This is a genomic window from Paraburkholderia domus, from assembly GCF_905220705.1.
Lineage (GTDB): Bacteria > Pseudomonadota > Gammaproteobacteria > Burkholderiales > Burkholderiaceae > Paraburkholderia > Paraburkholderia domus.
Map to the genome: position 1 here is coordinate 54,585 of NZ_CAJNAT010000033.1, position 18,874 is coordinate 73,458.

The window sequence follows — 18,874 nt, forward strand, 5'->3', positions numbered from 1 at the left end:
GCAGTTGATGGTCTGACGGTGATGCCAAGCCAGCCCTCGGTCCGTATCCTTCCAGGGCCGGACACGTTGCTGGACGCTTTCTGATCGCAAGAGGATCGCGCCATGGAGAATGCCGGAAAAGCTGCGGATGCCCCACTGAGGGCCCGCCACGTATTTATGGAGTTTGCCAGGACACTCTGGTATCTGCGTGTGTTTCTCGCCAGTCTGCTGGCGATTTTCATCGTGCTTTCGGCTGCCATGTACTATGCCGGCGGTCCAATGGAGGCGGGGACCCGAACGCCGGCGTCGCCTGAACTAACGCTGTACTTCTGCTCGATTACGGCGCTCACCATCGGGTATGGCGACGTGATCCCCACGACTACTGTGGGCCGAATCGACTCTATCCTGCTCGGCCTGGTGGGGCTGCTGATAACGGGCATCATCATCGCAGCATCCGTTCGCGCTATCCAGGAATCCTCGCAACGGACGCCAAATCATGACTAGGCTTCTGGCATCAGCAGCCATTCGTGAGTACCGGGGACGCGTCGGACTGCGAACAGGTTCCGTGTCCTGAGATTCTAGTAGCTTGAACAGACGGTCAAGCGATCTGGCGCCATACGACCAGAATGCGTTTGCCCGAGCGCCGCCGTCGCCGTAGACTTAAACGCAGGTCACTGAGACGTTTGAACGGCATGAGCCGGACAGCGGAGGATAACCATGCGCAACGCCCGCAGCGATCCCCGTAAGATTGCAGCGTCACAAAGCTCGGGAACGTACCTGACCGCAGATGAGCGCGCACACAACGGACGGCTGCTCCGCGACGCCGTGCCACGAACGTCGCAGGCCGGATGGACGGTGCCCGCGGATCGCGAAGATCCGATCGAACTGCTCATCAAGTCCAATGAGGGCCGCATTCCGGCGCTTATACCCATCCGCTTCGAGCGCATGTCGGCTTCTCCATTCGCGTTCTATCGCGGCGCTGCAATGCTGATGGCAGGCGATCTGGCCAGGACCCCGACCAGCGGCATCCGCGTGCAGGCGTGCGGAGACGCGCATCTGATGAACTTTGGCGGATTCGCGACGCCTGAGCGGAATATCATCTTCGACATCAACGATCTCGACGAAACGCTGCCGGCACCTTTTGAGTGGGACCTTAAACGGCTCGCCGCAAGCGTCGTGATTGCCGGACAGCATCTCGGGATCCCACGCAGCGACGAAGCACGTGTTTCCAGGGATCTCGTGCGTGCATACCGTGAACGGATGATGGACTATGCATCGATGCGCGCACTCGACGTCTGGTATGACCGGATCGACTTGCAGAAATATAACGATCGCGACGGCGATCCGCGGATGGTCGAAGTAGCGCGCAGGCGCCTCGCCGAGCGGGTCGATGCCGAGAGGCAAAGGTCGGTTCCTGATTATTTCTATCCGAAGCTGGTTTCTCTGGACGGCGCGAGACCCAGAATCAAGGACGAGCCACCGCTGATCTACCATCCTGACGCGGATGCGGCCCCTGGCCTCGAATCCAGCTATGCCGACGCAATCGCGTCTTACCGCGAGACGTTACCCGAGCACACCCGTACTCTTTTCGACCGCTTTCACTTTCTCGATATGGCGATCAAGGTCGTAGGCGTGGGCAGCGTCGGGACGATGTGCGGCGTGGGGCTCTTCATGGCGGCGGATTACGATCCGATCTTTTTGCAAGTGAAGGAGGCGCGTGCTTCGGCACTCGAACCTTATGCCGGCAAAAGCTTGCACGCGAATCATGGTCAGCGGGTGATAGCGGGGCAACGAATCATGCAGGCCGCAACCGACGTGTTCCTCGGATGGACACGAGGAAAGAATGGCCGCGATTTCTATATCCGTCAGCTTCGCGATATGAAGATCACCGCCGTGATCGATGACTGGGATACAGGTATGTTGCGTCAGTACGCGAGAATGTGCGCGCATGCACTTGCGCGTGCGCATGCCCGCTCCGGCGATGCTGCAATGATTGCAGGATACATGGGTTCGGGAAGAACTTTAGATGACGCAATTAGCGAATTCGCGACAGAGTATAGCTCGCAGAACCGGCATGATTACCGCAGGTTCGTTGGTGCGATCCGTGACGGGCGTATCGATGCGTTGATTAGCGGATGAATGGTTACGGTTAATGCATATGTAACGCCCCGGTTCATCTGGCTTGTCACGAGCAAGAAGCGCCCTCAGCTTGTCCGGTAATTATTTCGCACTTCTTTTGACGCCGCCAATACGACTGACATTGTAATTATGGTGCGGTGCCAGCTATCCAGGGCCGTGACTGCTGTAGAGAATACAGTTGCGTTGAGCATCATCGTGCGCGCATGAAGTTTGCCATCCGTCTGAAGCCCGCAGTCGCCAACCGGTCTGGACGGCATCGTGTTAATTAACCAGATGTGAAAAGCGTCGGAAAAAACGGAAGCGCTTTTCGCAAATGGATATCGTTGCGCAGAAAAAAATACTGCAGTTCCATTGTAAATGACTCCAGGCGGCCTATACTTGCGGTGACGTTGCTGATAGGTGCAGAAGTTAGATCGTGAACTCGAACCAGACGGTTCGATGCGTGGGACCTGACTTATCAGGCGTGCTGAATCTGCCTGTATTGAAGATGCTGATGAGCAATCTGCTCATGCACGGCGGAGATCTGGCGATGTACGTAGTTACAATTTCAATACGCTGGCTCCTTCGGCCATGCCGTTTTTTCAACGTATTCCCTCCCACTTGCATTGGATTCCGATCCGGAGGCGGTTCGGTTCTCAAGCGCGTCCGCGTCAGTTTGATGATATTGAGGCAGGCCCCACTGCCTATCTTTCCTGGTGAACCGGCATGTTGAACAAGCAGACCATCGCCGATGTGGGTGAGATCGCGGAGTCGACGCTGAGATTGAAGCGGTACGTTGTTGCGTGCGTGTCATGGTTGCGGGGAGGCGGCCGCGGCAAGCACTGGATGCTGGATGCAAAGCTTCCGCTGAAGGAGGTTCTTGAAATGATGCCGGTTCCGATGCTCACGATCGATTATCGGAGTCGGATTACGTTTGCGAATGCCGAAACAATGAAAATGTTCGGTTACAGTAGGGAGGAACTGGCTGGCGCGTCGGTCCGAATTCTGTTTCCGATTCGTGCTTTGTATGACAACCATTTGACCGTTGAAGACGATGACGTTGAAAACGGAACCTCCGGCGCTTCAAGGACACAGGTGGTGGTTGCGCAGCGGCGTGACGGGCTTGGTTTGCAGGCGAAAATCAGCATCACGAAATATATGGATAACAATCAGATTCTGAAAATCACGGCTATACCGGAGCGCGGTGCCTGCGGGGAAGTCGATCGAAGCCGCGATGAACTTGAACATCTCGCGCGCGTGTCATCTTTGGGGGAGCTTGCCGGATCTCTCGCTCATGAGTTGAAGCAGCCGCTTACCGCCATCTTGTTCAATGCGCAAGCGGCACAGAAATTCATGGGGTCGGAGACGGCCAACGCAGCGGAGCTTCATGATGCGCTGGAAGATATCATCGCGGATAGCTGTCGTGCGAACGAGGTCATCCAGAAGATCCGGACATTGGTGCGCAAAGGCGATATCGATTTGCGACCCCTTGACGTCGGCGGCGTCGTCCGCGACATCGCGCTCCTTGTGCATAGCGACGCAATCGCTCGCGGCGTTCGCACCAGCTTCGACATTTCGAACAAGCTGCCGATGGTTTGCGGCGACCGGGTTCAACTCCAGCAGGTCGTACTGAATCTGCTGCTGAACGCATTCGATGCGGTCAAGGAATGTGCTCCCGCGGAACGTGTGGTCGAGGTAACCGTGCGGGAAGAACCGGATGAAGGCTTGCGTATCACGGTGAAAGACTGGGGAGTAGGGCTGACCGTAGACAAGATGCACAAGATTTTCAGGGCGTTTTTCACCACCAAGCCACAAGGGCTCGGGCTGGGTCTTTCGATCAGCCGCACGATTATCACCGGTCACGGAGGCCGAATATGGGCGGAGAACAATGTGGGCAAGGGAGCGTCGTTTCACATAACGCTGCCTCGTGCATCCCCCTCACGACAGGACAGCGGCCCACGGGCACCCTGAGCCAGGCCGCGACTCGTGTTTTCATCGTTGACGACGATGAACGAATACGAGCCGCGCTCGCTCGATTACTGCGCGCCTCGGGCTATTACGTCGAAAGCTTTGAAAGTGCCGAAGCATTTCTGAATGGGGCCGATCTGATCAGCGCGCCCGCCTGCCTCGTTCTGGATTTGCAGTTGCCCGGCATGACGGGGCTGGAGGTACAGCACAAGCTCAATCAGCTTCTTCCAATCGTGTTTCTGACGGGGCATGGCGACATCGGCACGAGTGTGGATGCGATGAAAGCCGGCGCACTCGACTTCCTGACCAAGCCGGTGTGCGAGTCCCTGATGCTCGCAGCGATAGATCGCGCACTCCAGCGTGCATGCATAGAGTGGGCGAAAAGAAGCCAAAGAGCGGAGATCGAGGAGCGGCTCAATCATCTCACGCGGCGCGAGCGCGAAGTCATGGCGCTCGTGTTGACGGGGCGGCTGAACAAACAGGTTGCAAGCGATCTGGGCGCAGCCGAAAAGACGATCAAGATTCATCGCGCCCGAGTGATGGAGAAGATGAAGGCAAGATCGATTGTCGAACTCGTTCGGCTTGCGGGAAGGGCCGGCGTGCATGCGGCAGACGACGACTAACCTCCCAGTGGTTTGCCAGACATCTCGTGAGAGACCTGCTCGGGCTGGTCCGCTGGGGCGCGCCTGGTGGACCAAAGCGCCTGGTGGACCAAAGCCCTATATCCCATCTTGGTATCCGCGGTTAGGCTGAAGCTGCATAGCCTACTCATGGGGGGGCGCGCGGTCGCATCTTTATATGGTCAATCTCAACCAAAGCGTTGCTGTGATCGACGATGACGAATCGGTTTGCCGATCCATCAAGCGGTTGCTGCGCTCCGTTGGTATCGAGGCGGAAACATTTTCCAGTGGTGACGAGTTTCTGGATACGCTCTCGGCGATTCCGTCATATCGGCCTGCCTGTGTGATTCTGGACATTCAGATGCCCGGAACTAACGGGCTGGAAGTCCAGCGTCGGCTAGCGCCGATGGGATTGCCCATCATCATGATAACGGCATACGACGAGCTTTCGGCGCGACAAACCGCGATTGGGTCTGGCGCAGCCGCGTATCTGCGCAAACCATTCAACGGGACCATTCTGATCAAGGCCGTGGAGATGGCGATAGGCCGCACGCCGCAGCCGTGAAGCACTTTTGTCCCGCCGGGCGATATGAGACTAAGGTCTGATTGTCACCCTTTCTCACAGCTACCAAACTGAACTCAGTCAACGCGTAACTCGAAGACCGCGAGTCTTGCATTGGACGCGCGGCTGGACTGCCCAAGGTGCGTGCGTGGTCTCGACGCGCGTGCCGTGTGGCGCGCTGCGCGGCAGCGTTCAAAGAAAATGCGGGAGCGTAGATGATGAAATCCGGGTCCGCTTTACTCACGATTTTCCTCGGCGTTGTTGCATTTAATGTGTCGGCAGCCGACTTCGATGGCAGCAAGCCGCTACTCTGCGCAACCATTGAAGCGCACACCTGCGATCTGGGCGTTGCGTGTAGCCGGTCCTTGCCGGAGGATATTGGGGCACCCAAGTTCCTTTCCCTCGACTTCGCAAAGAAAGTGATCGTCGGACCCGTGCGCACGACACCCATGCTTAACGTCAACCAGGACCCGAAGCAGATCGTCATCGAGGGTATGGAGTTGGGATATGGATGGACACTCGTCCTCGATTCGGGAGACGGCTCAATGACGTTGATGATCGTGAATAACGCAAATGCATACGTGTTATTCGGCAACTGTACCACCCGGTGATCCGGTGGCTCGCACGATGAAAACCGTCCCCATCCTCCACACCATGCGCCGGCCGAATTCTCGCGGCTCCCTGGCCAGATCGTTCCTGCTGCGTCGTGCAGCGCGCTCGCTCGCTGGGCGAATGCTGCTGCTCGTAGCCGCTGTCACGTTGCTTGCCTCGTGCAAGAAGCCACCCGCCGGACCGGCGGCAGCGGTGCCGGAGGTGACCGTGATGACGGTAGTGCAGCAGGATACGCCGGTCGATTTCGAATTCACCGCGCAGACGCAAAGTTCACGTGAAGTCGAGATACGTGCACGGGTCGACGGCTTTCTCGACAAGAGGGTGTATACCGAGGGGCAACTGGTTCGTCCCGGACAGATCTTGTTCCTGATGGATCCCAAGCCATTCCAGGCGGCGCTGCAAACGGCGAAGGGCGAGCTTGCCCAGCAGCAGGCGAGGCTCTATGTAACCAAAGCCAATCTTGCCCGTGTGGTACCGCTCGCCGCGCAGAACGCCTTGAGCAAGAAAGACCTCGACGACGCGACGGGCAATGAAAAGCAGGCCGAGGCGGCCGTGATCGCGGCTCAGGGGCAGGTGGAGACCGCCGAGCTCAACCTCAGCTATACGACGATCAAGTCGCCTCTCGCGGGGCTTTCGAGTTTCGCCAGACAGCAGGACGGCAGCTATGTGACGGCCGCCGCCACCGGTTTGCTGACCTACATCTACCAGCTCGATCCGATGTGGGTCAACTTCAGCATCTCCGAAAACGAGTTGCTGGGTTACCGCGACCAGCAAGCCAAGGGCCGGCTGAAGTTTCCCGCCAATCAGAGCTTCGAAGTGACCGTCGTGCTGGCGGACGGCTCGGTGTTTCCTCAGCGCGGTCAAATTAACTTCGCGAATCCGGCGTTCGACACGAAGACGGGCACGTTCCTCGTGCGCGCTTCGTTTGCCAATCCGCAGGGTACGTTGCGTCCCGGACAGTTCGTGCGCGCGCTCGTGTCCGGCGCGGTGCGCCCGAACGCGATCCTCGTGCCGCAGCGCGCCGTCTTGCAGGGTGCGAAGAGCCACTTCGTGTGGGTGGTCGACAGCGACTCAAAAGCCCATCAGCGCGTGGTCGAAACGGGTGACTGGCATGGCGACGACTGGTTCATCTCCGACGGTCTCAAACCCGGCGATCGCGTCGTGGTTGACGGCGCGATCCGGGTCGTAGCCGACACGCCGCTCAAGATCACCGGGGCGCCCAGTGCGCCCGCCAGTCAGCCAGCCGCCGCCAGTCAGCCAGCCGCCGCCAGCCTGCCGCCAGGCGGGCCACAGCATCTGGCGGCGCGGGAGTCCGGCCAGCCTGTGACGAAGTGACGGGCGGCCGACATGAGCGTCTCCCACTTTTGTATCGACCGGCCGATTTTCGCATCGGTCATCTCGATAGTCATCTCACTAGGGGGCGCGCTGGCCATGCTGGCGCTTCCCATCGCGCAGTATCCCGACATCACGCCGCCGCAGATCACGGTCTCCGCCACTTACCCGGGGGCGAATGCGGATGTGGTCGCCAACAATGTCGCCGCGCCGATCGAGCAGCAGGTCAACGGCGCGGACAACATGATCTATATGTACTCGTCGAGCTCGTCGACCGGCGCCTATACGCTCAATGCGTTCTTCCAGATCGGCACCAACCCCGAACTGGCCCAGGTCGATGTGCAAAACCGTGTGAATCTGGCCCTGCCTCAGCTACCGTCGTCGGTCCAGTCACAGGGTATTCAGGTCCAGAAAAAGTCATCGGCGTTCATGATGGTCATTGCCATCTATTCGCCGAGTAACCGCTACGACGCAACCTATATCGCCAACTACGCGAACATCTATGTGCTCGATGCGCTCAAGCGCATCCCGGGTGCGAACCAGTCGAGTATCTTCGGCACGCCCGACTATGCGATGCGGATCTGGCTGAAACCCGACCGGATGGCTCAGTTGGGCATCACGGCGGCGGACGTGCAACGGGCGGTGGCCAACCAGAACCAGCAGTTCGCGGTCGGGCGAATCGGCCAGGCGCCGACCGGCACACCGGTCGAACAGTCGTTCGCGGTCACGACCACCGGAAGGCTGACCGATCCGAGCGAGTTCGAAAACATCATCATTCGCGCCGCAAACGGCAGCGCGGCCATCGTGCGGCTGAAGGACATCGGGCGCGCGGAACTTGGCCAGAAGGATTACTCGATCCGCAGCAAATTCCAGGGCAAGCCGGCCACGGTGATCGCGGTCTATCAGCAGCCGGGCGCTAACGCGCTCGATGTGGCGAAGCAGGTGCGTGCCACGCTCGCCGAGATGAAGAAGTCGTTCCCGGAAGGCATCGACTACGACATCGCGATGGATACAACGGAGTTCACGCGTGCGTCCATCTCGGACGTCATCCACACGTTCTTCGAAGCGCTCGTGCTGGTCGTGATCGTGGTCTTCGTGTTCCTGCAGAGCCTGCGTGCAACCCTGATTCCGGTGCTCGCGGTGCCGGTGTCGATCTTGGGCACCTTCATGGGAATGCTCGCACTCGGCTTCTCGATCAACATGCTGACGCTGTTCGGCATGGTGCTCGCGATCGGCATCGTGGTGGACGACGCCATCGTGGTGATTGAGAACGTCGAACGCAATATGAACGTTCACAAGCTGAGTCCGAAGGATGCCGCCAAGCGCGCCATGGACGAAGTCTCCGGCCCGGTCATGGCGATCGTGCTGGTTCTGTGCGCCGTGTTTGTGCCCGTGGCCTTTCTCGGCGGCATTACCGGACAGCTGTACAAGCAGTTTGCGATCACGATTGCAATCTCGGTGGTGCTCTCGGGCGTGGTCGCACTCACTCTGTCACCGGCGCTCGCTGCCTTGCTGCTCAAGCCGGGGCATCATGAAAAGCGCGGCTTCTTCAAGTGGTTCGACAATGCGTTCGCGCGAATGACGGTCGGCTACACGAATTGGGTCAAACTGGCGATCAAGCGTTTCGTGGTGGCGCTGCTTCTGTTCGGCGGCATGATCGCGCTTGCGGTCGTCATGCTGCGCGCGATTCCCACCTCGTTTCTGCCGCCCGAGGATCAGGGCTATCTGCTTGGCGCGATCGTCATGCCGGACGCCGCGAGTCTCGATCGCACGGGAGACGTCTCGCAGCACGTCACGGACTACTTCATGAAGCAGCCGGCCGTGAGCAGTGTGACCGTGGTCGATGGGTTCAGCCTGCTTGACAGCCAGAACAAGAACAACGCGGGGACGTTCTTCGTCGGCTTCAAGAGTTTCGACGAACGCTACAAATTCGCCAACATCAAGACCCAGAACGCGCGGGCCGTACTGATCGACGCGTACAAGGCCCTCTCCGATGTCAAGGAGGGGATCATCCTGCCGGTCAATCCGCCGTCCATTCCAGGCCTTGGCACGACCGGCGGCACCGAGGTATGGATACAGGCCCAGGGCGACGCCACCATCGCGCAACTTGCCCAGGTGGTGGACGACTTTATCGCCAAGGCCAAGGCGCGGCCCGAACTGACGCGGGTGACGTCGACCTTCAACGGGTCAGCGCAGCAACTGCTGGTCAACGTGGACCGCGACAAGTCGGAGACCCTGGGCGTGCCGATCGAGGACGTCTATAGCGCAATGCAGACCATGTTCGGTTCGCTATACGTGTCGCAGTTCAACCGTTCGAGCCGGTTGTGGCAGGTCATCCTGCAGGCCGAGCCATCGTATCGGCTCTCGCCGCAGGATCTCGATCAGATCTACGTGCGCAGCAAGACCGATAGCATGGTGCCACTCAAGTCCGTGGTGACCTCGAAGTACGTCACGGGTCCGGATCTGATTACGCGGTTCAACAATTTCCCGGCCGTGAAAATCACGGTCAATGCTGCGCCGGGCTATAGCTCGGGGCAGGTGCTCAGCACCTTGGGCGAGGTCGGGGACGAGGTGCTGCCGGCAGGCTATAGCCTTGGGTGGAGCGGGGAGGCGTACGAATCGAAGCAGGCCGGCAGCACTTCGGGACTCGTGTTCGTGTTCGGCCTGATCATGGTGTTCCTGATTCTCGCTGCCCAATACGAGAAGTGGAGCCTGCCGTTCGGCGTGCTGATGGCCGTGCCGTTTGCACTGTTCGGTGCCTTGCTTGCCATCCTGCTGCGCGGCCTCGAAAACGATGTCTACTTCCAGATCGGCCTGACCATGCTGGTCGCGCTCGCGGCCAAGAACGCGATCCTGATCTTCGAGTTCGCCGTGCTCAATCGCGAGTCGGGCGAGTCGGTCTACGACTCCGCCGTCACGGCGGCGGGCGAACGGTTGCGCCCGATCGTGATGACGTCGCTCGCGTTCATTCTCGGATGCGTCCCGCTGGCGATTGCGACAGGTGCGTCCGCGAACAGCCGCCATTCGATCGGGACCGGTGTGATCGGCGGCATGCTCGGTGCGACGGTGATCGCCGTGTTCTTCATCCCGATGTTCTTCTACTTGCTCGAGACGATGTCGGAGAAATCGGGCGACAAGAAAACGCCGGGCCCGAGCGGCGGCGCATCGGGCGGCAGCCACGCACATGGCCCCGACGCGGGCCCCGGCGGCCCGACGGTCAAGCCGTCGGCCAGACGCGAGGATGACTGACATGCGTGCCGCGGCCTCCTTACCGTTTCTGGTGCCCATCCTGCTGGGACTGGGCGGTTGCCTGCTCGGGCCCAACTACGTGCGGCCGACGGTGCAGACGCCGGCCACCTACCGCTTCACCGCCGCTGAGAGCGTCGAGGTTGCCAACACCGCGTGGTGGGAGCAATTCCAGGACCCGGTGCTGAACGACCTGATTACCACTGCGCTGGCGGAAAACAAGGATGTAAAGATCGCGGCCGCACGCGTGGATCAGTTTCTGGGGCAGTTCGTGACGACCCGGGCGGGGCTGTTCCCGCAGGTGGGCGCAAGCTTCGATGCACAACGCCAGCGTGCCTCGCAGGCTGGGCCTGTGCCATTGTCAGCGGGGATGTCGCCGGTCTTCAACGATTTCCAGCCGACGCTGTCGGCGGCGTGGGAGATCGATGTGTTCGGCAAGGTACGCCGCGAGACCGAAGCGGCACGCGCGAGCCTGCTCGCCAGCGAAGAGGGGCGCCGCGCGACGATCCTGACGCTGGTGGCGTCGGTGGCGACGTCCTACATCAATCTGCGCGACCTTGACCAGCAGCTCGAGATCGCCAAGGCCACGACCGAGAGCCGCGCGGAGTCGGTCCACGTCTTCACGCTGCGCTTTGAGGGCGGCAACGTGTCACAGATGGAACTGGCGCAGAGCCAGTCGGAATATGAGGCGTCGCTCGCGACGATTCCGCAGCTCGAGATGCAGATCGCCCAGCAGGAGGACGCGCTCTCGGTCCTGTTGGGCCGTAACCCTGGCGACATCATGCGTGGCCGCGCCGTGTCGGATCTGGTGATTCCTGCCGTGCCGGCCGGGCTGCCGTCGGATCTGCTCGAACGCCGTCCCGACCTGCTTCAGGCCGAGCAGAACCTGGTGGCCGCGAATGCGCTGATCGGTGCCGCGCGCGCGCTCTACTTTCCGTCGATTTCATTGACGGGGCTGTTTGGTTCGGCCAGTGGGGATTTCTCCAAGCTGTTTACCGGGCCGGCGCGGGTCTGGGCATTTGCCGGCTCGGTGAGTATGCCGATCTTCACGGCGGGCAGTATCAGCGGTCAGGTCAAGCAAGCTGAAGCGCAGCAACAACAGGCGTTGCTCCAGTACGAGCAGGCAATCCAGACCGCGTTTCAGGAAGTGGACGATGCGCTCATCGGGTTACAGAAGACGCGCGAGCAGCTCGCGGTCCAGGGCCGCGAGGTCGATGCGCTGCGCACCTACGCGCGGCTTGCCCGGCTGCGCTACGAGGGGGGCTATACGAGCTATATCGAGGTGCTGGACGCCGAGCGCAGCCTGTTCAACGCGCAGCTCAACTATACGCAGACCAACGGCGCGGTGTTCGACTCGATCGTCGCCCTTTACAAGGCGATGGGCGGCGGCTGGGTTCTGGAGGCGGAAAAAATGACGGTCCCACAGCCCGCAGCGCCAACGCCTGCGAGCGCCGTGCCCGTCGCGCACAGCCCGTCTGCGGCGACCGAGCCGCCGATGGCGCTGGAGGCGAGATGACAGGTCGGGACATCATCGCCTGTGCAGAGTGCGATCTGCTTCAGCTCGGCGCACCCCTCACGCCGGGCAGTTCGTTACGCTGCCGCCGGTGCCGCGCCGAGCTTCGAAGAGGGCGGTCGAACGGACCCGAAAGCGCGCTGGCATTTACCATCGCGGCGGTGGCGCTGCTCGTCATTTCGAACGTGTTTCCAATTGTCGGCTTGGCGGTCAACGGCAATCTCGTTCAAACGACGCTGGCCGGTGCGGTGCGCGTGCTGTACAACGGCGAAACCTGGCCGCTCTCGGTGCTTGTCGGCCTCACGACGATTCTGATGCCTGTGCTGCAGACTGTCGCGATGCTGTGGCTGCTTCTGCCGCTTAAGCTGGGACGCGTGCCGTGGCGAGCGGCCTTTGGTTTCCGGCTGTTTCAGCTGGCGCGTCCGTGGGGCATGACCGAGGTGCTGATCCTCGGGCTGCTCGTTGCGCTCGTGAAGCTGGCGCACATTGCGACGGTGGTGCCGGGCACCGCGTTGTGGTCATTCATGGTGCTGATGCTGCTGCTCGCGGCGGCGTCGGCGGCATTCGACCCGCGCGAGGTATGGGCGCGCATCACCGCCGCGTCCAAGGCGGGTCGTGCATGGGAGTCACCTCCTATCAGATTCCGGCGCACCGCCATGACGGCGTCCTCATATGGGCTTGCGCTGTGCGAAGAGTGCGGCCTGCTGATCCGCCCGCCGGCGCGATCTGGCGGCAAGTGGGTGTGCCCGCGCTGCCGGTCGCCGTTGCATTTGCGCAAGCCCGCGAGTCTCTCCCGTACCTGGGCGTATCTGGTGGCCGCGATTGTGCTGTACGTCCCCGCGAACATATTGCCTGTGATGGACACGAGTTCGCTCTTCGGCGCGCAGAAAGATACGATCATGAGCGGCGTAGTCTATCTATGGGTATCCGGGTCATGGCCACTCGCCATCCTCGTTTTTGTGGCGAGCATCGTGGTGCCGATGCTCAAGATCCTCGGGCTCGTGTATCTGACCATCTCGACGCAGCTTCACTCGCAATGGCTCCCCGAGCAGCGCACGCGGATCTACCGCGCGATTGAGCTGGTGGGTCGTTGGTCGATGCTCGATATCTACGTGATAACGATGCTGGTCGCGCTGGTGCAATTTCAGGCACTGGCGACGATCAAGGCCGGCCCGGCGTCGATAGCGTTCGGGGCGGTCGTTGTGCTCACCCTGTTGGCGGCAATGTCTTTTGATCCTCGTCTCATCTGGGACGAAGCGGAGATGAATCATGTCCGGGTCAAATGACGAGCCTGCTACGCCCGATTTCCCTCCTGCGGAGCCAGTGCCGCGCTCGCGCTGGCGCATGCAACTGGTGTGGCTCGTGCCGATCGTCGCGATACTGATCGGCGGCTGGCTCGCCACGAAGGCGGTACTGGAACGCGGCGAGAAGATCAGCATCAGCTTCAAGACAGGCGAGGGGCTTGAGGCCGGAAAGACCAAGCTCAAGTTCAAGGACGTCGATATCGGGGTGGTGGAAACGGTGCAGCTATCGCCTGACCACAAAAGCGTAGTGGCAAAGGCGGAGGTCACGCGCGACGTGGCGGGCCTGCTCGTCGACAACACGCGCTTCTGGGTTGTCCGGCCGCGCATTTCAGGCGGCACGGTCTCGGGTCTCGGCACGCTTCTGTCCGGCTCCTACATCGACGTCGATGTAGGGAATGCGAGGAAAGCACGGCGCGATTTCGTCGGGCTCGAAGATCCGCCTGTGTTTGCGAGCGACGTGCCGGGCCGCGAGTTCACGTTGAAGAGCGCGGGGCTTGGCTCGCTGGATGCGGGCTCGCCCGTCTTTTTCCGCAGGCTTCGGGTTGGGCAGATCGCCTCTTATCAACTGGATCCGAACGGCAAGGGCGTCACGCTGAAGGTGTTCGTCAACGCACCCTACGACCAGTTCGTGAAAGCCGACACGCGCTTCTGGCACGCGAGCGGAGTCAACATGGCGCTCGATACCAACGGTGTGCGTGTCGAAACACAATCGATCGTGTCCATCATCATCGGCGGTATTGCGTTCGAGTCACCGCCGGACTCGTCGGACGATGTCGAGGCCGCGCCCAACGCGAAGTTCGAGCTGTACTCTGCGCGTGCTGAAGCCATGCAACAGCACGACCGTATTGTCGATAAATACATCGTGAACTTCACGGATTCGGTGCGCGGATTGACAGTGGGCGCACCCGTCGACTTCCGCGGTGTCGTAATCGGAGAAGTGACGGCAATTTATACGCGATTCGACCGAGCGCACCAACGTTTCAGTATCCCCGTCGAAATCGAAATCTATCCGGAGCGGTTTACTTCGCGCTACCAGGACGGCCAAACCGGAGGACGTATCAGTGACGACCCGCGCGGTATCGCGAACTACCTGGTGGAACACGGATTCCGCTTCCAGCTGAGGAACGGAAATCTACTCACGGGACAACTGTACCTTACATTCGACTATTTCCCGGATGCGCCCAAGGCAACTATAGACTGGAGCAAGTCGCCGCCTGAACTGCCAGCGGTACCCCGCACGCTTCAATCGATACAGGACTCGGTCACGCGACTGCTGGCCAAGCTCAATAGTATTCCGTTCGAGGGAATCGGCAACGATGCCCGGACGACCTTGCGCACCACCAACGCCCTGATAGCCCAGCTCAATGCCGAGGTCGTTCCCAAAGCTCAGGGCACGCTCACGTCGGCGCAAACAATGCTCGATTCCGCGAATTCCGCGTTGCAACCGGATTCGTCGCTGCAGCAATCCACGGAAGATGCGATGCGCGAACTGACCCGCACTGCCGTTTCGCTTCGCACGCTCGCCGATTATCTGTCGCAGCATCCCGAAGCGCTGGTTCGCGGCAAGTCGGGGGACAAACCATGAGACGCGCGCGTGCCTGTTTCATTCTCGGACTGGTCGCCGTATTGCTCGGTGGATGCAAGTCGCCGCCGGCCAGTTTCTATACATTGAGCCCGGACCCGTCGCTCACCCAACTCGGCACCACGAGGCCCGTCTCCATGGTGATCGGTCCCGTCACAATCCCGGACACTGTCGATCGGCCGCAGATCGTGACGCGGGTCGGCGATAACGAAGTCGCGGTCAACGAGTTCGCCCGTTGGGCACAACCGTTGAAAGGCGATATTGCGCGCGTGATTGCCGCTGACCTTGCCGCGCTGCTGAACTCGCAGCAGATATCGGTTTCCGACGGATGGTACGACCCGCAGACCATATGGCGTGTACGGCTCGATGTCGTGCGTTTCGAGTCCGCGCCAGGACGGGACGTAACCATCGACGTGCAATGGGCTGTGCGCCCACCCGGGAAGGCACGTCCGGTCATGGGCCGCACCGTTGCGCAGGAGGTCATTTCCGGCTCAGGTTTCGAATCGATCGTCGAGGCTGATGACCGCGCGCTCGCATCGGTCAGCCGCGATATCGCGGCGGCGGTACAGGCCAGCGGCGGTCAGTGAAAATCATCGCCTGGGGGGCAGCTTAAGCGGATCGACGACCATGGCTCAACTGCTACTTGGAAACTTGGAAGAACCCATTTCCGATGAGGAACTCGGCGAGTTCCTGACACGGTATGGATTTCCTCAGTGCAGTGCGATCCGGCGTATTCCCGGCGCAGGCGCGCGGCCTACGGCGCTGGTGATCTTCAACGACATGCCTGCCGATGGGTTGCGAGCACTGCAGTCGCGCATCCACAATATGTTCTGGAAGAACCGCAAGATTACCGCGTTGCTTCTTCCTGAGCGTGACGAAACATAGTTAAAGTTTTACGGGTCGTCGCTCAGCTTGCGCTCGAAGCCCTTGGCAAAAATCGGAGCGAACGACAATGATTCCCGCGACGGGGAACCGCGAAGACTAGGGCGCGGATGCCGATGCGGCACTGCCAGCTTTTTGAGGCTGTGCATTCTGGTGAGGTTTTTTCTTTTCCCCGCGCGCCTTTTGTTCGGCTTTCCGCTGTGCGTCCTGCATTTGTTTCGTTCCGGGGGCGCCTGTCTGTGCCATGACGTGAGGCGCAAACGTGAATGAAACAGCAAGACTGCCCGCGACGGCCAGCGAAACCGCGCAATGTCGGATCATGATCTTCTCCCTAGCCTCTCACGGAGGGTGTCACCGAAATGATAGTCTATTCAGGAAGCGCCGTGGCCGGTATCCACGACAGGTGCCTGTAGTGGCGACGGATCCGAGCAGTAAGAGCCCCCCAAGTCAACCTCAACAGCTGACCACATCTTGGCACGCCAATAGATCCGTGGCATCACTCGCGCGACAAATTCGGAACGACAATTCTGAGCATTAAATGGCGTCAAGACGTCTGACCAGGCGCTCGGCTTCCTGACGATCGATGACTTCGAACAACTTGCTCTCGCCCTCGTAGGCATACATATCCCCGGTCTCAATGTCGAACCACCAGCCGCTCAAGTGCAGAACCCCAGCCGCAACTTGCTCGCGGACGATAGGGTAAGACATCAGATGCTCGAGCTGTATGAGAACGTTGAGCTGCGACAGTTGGTCATGGGGTTTCAGCGCGAGGTTCAGCGCACCGGCGTGTTTGAGGCGAAAGGCGGCAGCGTCGGCATTGCATAGCCACTTATCGAGGTTCGGCGCCTTCAGTTTTGGGTTGCGCGTCAGCACGGCCTTCATTGCGCCGCATTCGGAATGCCCGCACACCACTATATTCCTGACCTTCAAGACCAACACGGAGTACTCGATTGCGCTGGCCTCAGAGAAATCGCCAGTCGATAACCCATCCGCCGTCGCAGGCGGTATCAGGTTGCCGACATTTCGCAGTGTGAAAAGATCTCCCGGGTGCGTCGACACCAGGAGGTCTGGCACCACGCGACTGTCTGAACAAGTGATGAACAGCGCATCGGGCCGCTGTGTAAGCGCCAATTCGCGGAGGCGATCTGCATACTGGGGAAGCATTCGCTCGCGGAAATCAACGATCCCCATGATGAGTTTGCGCACAACTGTGCTCCTGCTGAAAACGTCTTTAGCCGGCGAGGGCTATCCGCTCGCCGTCTCAAGCCGGTAGCGATGTCTCTCCCCGCAATCCGTCAAGGACGGCGCGCAGTGCTTCGCACGATTTGGCTTCCGTCGTCGCTAAATGGCCGATTCCTTGTGAGGGCCCCGCGTCAATGGACAGACTGTGGTGCAGGACCAAAGGCCAATTGAATCAGCGTGCCCGCGTAGGAGGATATGCCAGCCCCTCTTTAGCACGACCGATCGGGACGGCAATGTCGGCACCAAAGAATGGGGCGCCGACTACCAGCTTGGTTGTCCAGGCGCAATCGGGTTTCGCATGAGCTTTCTGCGCAGCCATGGCGATGGGCATCGTGTCGTTCATGGCGGCCTGCGGCTTTCCAAAACGGTCATGGCGACGCCCGGCGTGATCACCGCGCTGCTTCTTCCTAAGCGTGCCCACGCCTGCAAGGCTATTTGCTGGCCTGAGGCTCGACGGAAATTGCAATAGCCTCGTTGTAGACCACCTCCATCCGATCGCCCTTCTTGATGTGCTTGAGCTGGTCGGGGTCCTGCACGATCAGGTCCAGGGAATTGCCTTGCGGACCCTTCAAGGTTATGACGCCGGTGTGAGTGTTGACCGCAGTGACATTTGCTATCACCGTGACCTCCCGGGTAGCGGTGCCTCCCGGCTTCGCACCAAGCGGTGTCCGCTCTAGCGAGTTATTTTCCTTGGTGCTCAGAGGCGAGTCATCTTTTCTGAGCATGACGGTAAGCGCTTGTGAGTATTCGGCCGTGACCACATCGCCGATCTTCAACTGGTCGAAGTTGCGTGCTTCATCACCCACCACGAGTTGCACGATCTTTCCTTTGGCATCCTTCAGCCAGACGGTTCGCGTGCCAGGCTCGATACCCACGATGGTCGACGTCGTCTTGATCGTTCCAGTCACGGATACCTTGCCGGGTGCGCTCGTGACACCCACTTGCGGCTCCGTCTGGGCGAAGCCGGCATTCGCGAGAGCCACGAGCGCCGCCACGACGATGAGTTTGATGTTTCTCATGCTGCTCTCCTTCAACACATAGGTAAGCGGTTTTTTTTGCGGCCTGACTGGCCGCCTTGCCTTTCATGACGCAGGCGCGTCTTGCCGCCATTAAGCTAACGGTCATTTAATCGTGTAGCCACGACCTTCCATACAGGCGGCATAGCCACGGTTGAAGGTGTCCATTGCACCTTGGGACTGAGATTGGGCGGACGCGTCGGCGGCCCGGCGGTTTTGCCGCGCGCGAGAGCCGCCGACCATCGTTCCCGTTGCGGCGCCAATTGCCGCGCCTTTTCCTGCATCACCTGCTATCGCTCCGATTACCGCTCCACCGGCCGCACCACGGGCCGCGCCTTGAACGCGTTCACCCCCGCCCACCGCCGGTCCAGAAGGCGGAGGTGGGGCGGAGCCCATGGCAGCCGGATCTACACCAGTGTTGCTCTTGGCCCACGAATAACATGCTCCGTCGTCCTGCTGCTGTTGTTGCTGGCTTTGTCCCTTGGCGGGATAGGCGATGGGTTTTCCCTGCGCCGCACTGTCAAATGATATCGAACCGGTTAAAGCGGCAAGAACGCAGCATTTCGCTAATTTATTCATGGCAACTCCTTGCTTGAGCCCGCCGTAATGCAGGTCGCCGGCCGCCTGAAAGTGATGCCGTAGCCGGCACCGGTCATGTCAATTCTGTCGGATCTCGCGCCGGACGATGTGGGGGCGGCAGCGGCAGGTTCGCTTACATCATTGCGTTCCCGTCATACCTCGCGCAATCGGACCAAGGTCGTATTTGCCGCCTGCCGCGATGTGCAACGAGCTATCGTCAAGAGTGGTGTATGGGCAGCTTGATAGCGTTCGACTTCAGGCGGCGAGTTTCTGCTGAACCGGTTGATCGCCTTGCACCGGTTCGCCGTCCCTGAAGGCA

Annotated in this window: 17 protein-coding genes; 13 read left to right on the forward strand and 4 right to left on the reverse strand. The window is 60.3% G+C overall.

The window, feature by feature from the left end; all coding sequences use genetic code 11:
* Positions 1-102: 102 nt before the first annotated feature.
* From KHO31_RS33420 to KHO31_RS33480, 13 genes are all read left to right on the forward strand, one after another.
* The gene (locus KHO31_RS33420; protein ID WP_201074275.1) at positions 103-483 is read left to right on the forward strand and encodes a potassium channel family protein; all 381 of its coding nucleotides are present in this window, start codon (positions 103-105) and stop codon (positions 481-483) included.
* A 213-nt stretch (positions 484-696) separates the two neighbouring features.
* A complete protein-coding gene (locus KHO31_RS33425) occupies positions 697-2,118 on the forward strand; it encodes a DUF2252 domain-containing protein (protein WP_211625301.1) in 1,422 nt (473 codons plus the stop codon).
* Positions 2,119-2,826: 708 nt separating this feature from the next.
* Positions 2,827-4,068 carry an ATP-binding protein gene (locus tag KHO31_RS33430; RefSeq protein WP_236071638.1) on the forward strand — a complete coding sequence of 414 codons (1,242 nt, stop codon included), beginning with the start codon at positions 2,827-2,829 and terminating at the stop codon, positions 4,066-4,068.
* Complete coding sequence (locus tag KHO31_RS33435; protein ID WP_201074349.1) at positions 4,065-4,688, forward strand: response regulator transcription factor; 624 nt, start codon at positions 4,065-4,067, stop codon at positions 4,686-4,688. The genes KHO31_RS33430 and KHO31_RS33435 overlap by 4 nt, the downstream gene beginning before the upstream one ends.
* A gap of 175 nt (positions 4,689-4,863) precedes the next feature.
* On the forward strand, positions 4,864-5,250 hold the full coding sequence (locus KHO31_RS33440) for a response regulator transcription factor (RefSeq protein ID WP_201074281.1): 387 nt from the start codon (positions 4,864-4,866) through the stop codon (positions 5,248-5,250).
* A 212-nt stretch (positions 5,251-5,462) separates the two neighbouring features.
* The gene (locus KHO31_RS33445) at positions 5,463-5,858 is read left to right on the forward strand and encodes a hypothetical protein (RefSeq protein WP_236060752.1); all 396 of its coding nucleotides are present in this window, start codon (positions 5,463-5,465) and stop codon (positions 5,856-5,858) included.
* Between the two features lie 16 nt (positions 5,859-5,874).
* Positions 5,875-7,194, forward strand: a complete 1,320-nt coding sequence (locus tag KHO31_RS33450; RefSeq protein WP_407945976.1) for an efflux RND transporter periplasmic adaptor subunit — start codon at positions 5,875-5,877, stop codon at positions 7,192-7,194.
* A 12-nt stretch (positions 7,195-7,206) separates the two neighbouring features.
* Positions 7,207-10,440, forward strand: coding sequence for an efflux RND transporter permease subunit (locus KHO31_RS33455; protein WP_211625303.1), 3,234 nt, complete (start codon positions 7,207-7,209; stop codon positions 10,438-10,440).
* 1 nt (position 10,441) lies between these two features.
* The gene (locus KHO31_RS33460) at positions 10,442-11,953 is read left to right on the forward strand and encodes an efflux transporter outer membrane subunit (protein ID WP_211625305.1); all 1,512 of its coding nucleotides are present in this window, start codon (positions 10,442-10,444) and stop codon (positions 11,951-11,953) included.
* Entirely contained in the window at positions 11,950-13,236 is a 1,287-nt protein-coding gene (locus tag KHO31_RS33465; protein WP_201074287.1) for a paraquat-inducible protein A, read from the forward strand. Before KHO31_RS33460 ends, KHO31_RS33465 begins: the two co-directional genes overlap by 4 nt.
* On the forward strand, positions 13,220-14,839 hold the full coding sequence (locus KHO31_RS33470) for a PqiB family protein (RefSeq protein ID WP_211625307.1): 1,620 nt from the start codon (positions 13,220-13,222) through the stop codon (positions 14,837-14,839). The genes KHO31_RS33465 and KHO31_RS33470 overlap by 17 nt, the downstream gene beginning before the upstream one ends.
* Entirely contained in the window at positions 14,836-15,423 is a 588-nt protein-coding gene (locus tag KHO31_RS33475; RefSeq protein WP_201074291.1) for a PqiC family protein, read from the forward strand. The genes KHO31_RS33470 and KHO31_RS33475 overlap by 4 nt, the downstream gene beginning before the upstream one ends.
* A gap of 40 nt (positions 15,424-15,463) precedes the next feature.
* Positions 15,464-15,721: an RNA recognition motif domain-containing protein gene (locus KHO31_RS33480; protein ID WP_211625309.1), complete on the forward strand. Its 258-nt coding sequence runs from the start codon at positions 15,464-15,466 to the stop codon at positions 15,719-15,721.
* A 531-nt stretch (positions 15,722-16,252) separates the two neighbouring features.
* Here the strand turns inward: KHO31_RS33480 and KHO31_RS33485 are convergent.
* From KHO31_RS33485 to KHO31_RS33500, 4 genes are all read right to left on the reverse strand, one after another.
* Entirely contained in the window at positions 16,253-16,924 is a 672-nt protein-coding gene (locus KHO31_RS33485) for a carbonic anhydrase (RefSeq protein WP_211625311.1), read from the reverse strand.
* A gap of 208 nt (positions 16,925-17,132) precedes the next feature.
* Positions 17,133-17,303, reverse strand: coding sequence for a hypothetical protein (locus KHO31_RS33490; RefSeq protein ID WP_211625313.1), 171 nt, complete (start codon positions 17,301-17,303; stop codon positions 17,133-17,135).
* Positions 17,304-17,391: 88 nt separating this feature from the next.
* Complete coding sequence (locus tag KHO31_RS33495; protein ID WP_211625320.1) at positions 17,392-17,979, reverse strand: hypothetical protein; 588 nt, start codon at positions 17,977-17,979, stop codon at positions 17,392-17,394.
* 102 nt (positions 17,980-18,081) lie between these two features.
* A complete protein-coding gene (locus tag KHO31_RS33500; RefSeq protein WP_201074295.1) occupies positions 18,082-18,555 on the reverse strand; it encodes a glycine zipper family protein in 474 nt (157 codons plus the stop codon).
* Between the last annotated feature and the right edge of the window lie 319 nt (positions 18,556-18,874).